The sequence below is a fragment of the Leucobacter sp. genome (assembly GCF_053528595.1).
This window is the reverse complement of the sequence record NZ_JAIVPF010000097.1, coordinates 1-2,400: the sequence shown is the minus strand read 5'-3', so window position 1 is coordinate 2,400 and position 2,400 is coordinate 1. Positions and strand designations below refer to the sequence as shown.

Annotated in this window: 4 protein-coding genes and 1 tRNA gene; 2 read left to right on the top strand and 3 right to left on the bottom strand. The window is 71.4% G+C overall.

Annotated elements, in window-relative coordinates; all coding sequences use genetic code 11:
- Window positions 1-135 precede the first annotated feature (135 nt).
- Window positions 136-208: transfer RNA gene (locus ACWKZU_RS18950), tRNA-Ala, on the bottom strand.
- A gap of 278 nt (window positions 209-486) precedes the next feature.
- Here ACWKZU_RS18950 and ACWKZU_RS18945 point away from each other — a divergent pair.
- On the top strand, window positions 487-912 hold the full coding sequence (locus ACWKZU_RS18945; RefSeq protein WP_449283897.1) for a fluoride efflux transporter FluC: 426 nt from the start codon (window positions 487-489) through the stop codon (window positions 910-912).
- The gene (locus ACWKZU_RS18940) at window positions 909-1,274 is read left to right on the top strand and encodes a fluoride efflux transporter FluC (RefSeq protein WP_449283896.1); all 366 of its coding nucleotides are present in this window, start codon (window positions 909-911) and stop codon (window positions 1,272-1,274) included. Before ACWKZU_RS18945 ends, ACWKZU_RS18940 begins: the two co-directional genes overlap by 4 nt.
- 24 nt (window positions 1,275-1,298) lie before the next feature.
- Here ACWKZU_RS18940 and pdxY read toward each other — a convergent pair whose 3' ends face one another.
- A complete protein-coding gene (gene pdxY, locus ACWKZU_RS18935) occupies window positions 1,299-2,150 on the bottom strand; it encodes a pyridoxal kinase PdxY (protein WP_449283898.1) in 852 nt (283 codons plus the stop codon).
- Between the two features lie 67 nt (window positions 2,151-2,217).
- A partial coding sequence (locus ACWKZU_RS18930; RefSeq protein ID WP_449283895.1) for an FAD-linked oxidase C-terminal domain-containing protein occupies window positions 2,218-2,400 on the bottom strand: 183 nt, incomplete at its 5' end.

The window sequence follows — 2,400 nt, the reverse complement described above, 5'->3', positions numbered from 1 at the left end:
CCGACGACGAGCAGCTACGCCCACGCCTCGCCGAACCGTTCGCCACCATCGTGAACCAGGCGACCGGAGGCAAGGAAGCCAAACGGGAACACTCAACATCTTCCGATGTCGTGTGTTCCCGTAAGACACTTTGGGTGGATCTGAGGGGACTCGAACCCCTGACCCCCTGCATGCCATGCAGGTGCGCTACCAGCTGCGCCACAGACCCGTGGAAGTCGGACAAATGCTCACCCGACAACTCTTCTACTTTACACCAGGGGCCCGCGAGGAACGCAAATCGGCGTATCCCGGGCGTGCCGGGGGAGTCGGCGCTCCGGGCCGCGGGGTCGAGGACCGCGCGGTTCGAGGAGTAGAGTGGGGGAGCGCTCTCCGGCGCCCGGTGGTGGGGCTCACCGGTTCGAACCTCGCTCGAGCGACAACGGTCCCTATCTCAATCGCCATGCCGTGCGGAGCCGCGGCGCGCAGGTCCGGGATAGGAGTGTCGATATGAAGTCCGCAGCGTTGCTTCCGGACCTCGGGATCGTGGCGGCGGGCGGCGCCGTCGGCTCGCTCGCGAGGTATCTCATCACGCTCGCGGTGGGGGACACCGGCTCGTTCCCGCTGGCCACCTTCGGGATCAACGTGGTGGGCGCGTATCTGCTCGGACTGCTGGTCGAGGCGCTGACGCGCCTCGGAAGCGATCACGGGCGGTGGCGGAGCACCCGGCTGCTGCTCGGGACGGGCCTGCTGGGGGGCTTCACGACCTACAGCCTGCTGGCGGCGGACGCCGCGGAGCTGCTGCTCGAGGGGCGGGCCTGGGTCGCGGTCGGCTACGGCGCGGCCACGCTCGCGGTCGGCGGCGCGGCCAGCTGGCTCGGCGTCTTGAGCGGGAGGCGGCTCGCGCCCCGGCGAGCGACGGGAGACGCGCGATGAGCGGGGTGTGGGTGGCCCTCGGGATCGCCGCCGCAGGGGGAGTCGGTGCCGCGGCCCGTCACCTCGTCGACAACAGCCTGCCCGATCGCGTGCGCGAGCGCTTCCCCTGGGGCATCATGCTCATCAACCTGACGGGATCGTTCGCGCTCGGGATCCTCGTCGGCCTGGCGCTGGAGCACCCGATCGCGAGTGTGCTGTCGGTCGGCTTCCTCGGCGGTTACACCACCTTCAGCACCGCGAGTCTCGACGCGGTGCGCCTGCTCGCGACGCGACGCACCGCGGCCGCCCTGCTCAACGGGCCGGGCATGCTGCTGCTCGCCACCGCGCTCGCGGTGGCCGGGATCCTGCTCGCGCGGGCCTGAGCGGCGCGGCTCGGCGCGGCCGGTTCAGCGCACGCGTCGCACGTCGAAGCGCAGGTCCGGATGCGCGTAGGCCTCCTGGGCCTCGATGAGCCGCAACTCGCGCGAACCGGACGCGAGGGTGCGCTCCAGCAGCGCGAACACGCTCGCGGTCGTGCGCGCCAGCGCGGCGGCGGCGTCGCCCGTGCTCCGGAAGTGCGCGGTGAACAGCGCCGCGGTGACGTCTCCCGAGCCGTTCACCTTGAACGGCAGGTGCGGCGTCTGCACGAGCCAGGCGCCGTCGGCGGTCGCGGCGAGCATCTCGATGGTCCCCTCCGCCCGCTCGGGGCGTTCGACGCTCGTCACCAGCACGGTGGCGGGGCCGATCTCCCGCACGCGGTCGACGGCGTCGAGGGTCGAGTCGAGCGTGTCCGGGCTGGTGCCGGTGAGGAAGCCGAGCTCGAACTGGTTGGGGGTGATGAGGTCGGCGTGGGGCACGACGCGATCGCGGATCAGCTCCTGCACCTCGGGCGCGACGTGGCAGCCCGACTTCGCGTTCCCCAGCACCGGGTCGCAGGCGTAGATCGCGTCCGGGCTGTGGTGCTTCACCCGCGCGACGGCGTCGAGGATCGCGTCGCCGATGCTGTCGCCGCCCTGATAGCCGGAGAGCACGGCGTCGACGCCCTCGAGGCCCCCGCGCTCCTCGATCCCCGTCACGATCTCGCGCACGTCGTCTCCGGACATCAGCGGGCCGCGCCACGAGCCGTATCCGGTGTGGTTCGAGAAGCACACCGTGAAGACGGGCATGACCTCCACGCCGATGCGCTGCAGCGGGAAGACGGCGGCGGAGTTGCCGACGTGGCCGTACGAGACCGAGGACTGGATCGAGAGGAACCGCATGCTCACGATCCTGCCAGCGGTCCAGGAGGTGGACCACTTCCGGGGCGCTCCGGTGGACCAGTCCGCCTCAGATGGCGCGGTCCGGGGTGAGGATCCCGCGCGGATCCAGCGCGTCCTTGAGGGCGCGCTGCACCGCGAGGGCCGTCGCGTCGAGCTGCCACGGCAGCTCGTGCCGCTTCACCGAGCCGATGCCGTGCTCGCCCGAGATGGTGCCCCCGAGCGCGAGCGCGAGGCGGGTGATGTCGTCGAT

What these genes read in the sequence shown, in the direction of transcription:
- ACWKZU_RS18945 (WP_449283897.1), top strand. Translation starts at nt 487, where the DNA reads ATGAAGTCCGCAGCGTTGCTTCCGGACCTCGGGATCGTGGCGGCGGGC.
- ACWKZU_RS18940 (WP_449283896.1), top strand. Translation starts at nt 909, where the DNA reads ATGAGCGGGGTGTGGGTGGCCCTCGGGATCGCCGCCGCAGGGGGAGTC.
- pdxY (WP_449283898.1), bottom strand. Translation starts at nt 2,150, where the DNA reads ATGCGGTTCCTCTCGATCCAGTCCTCGGTCTCGTACGGCCACGTCGGC.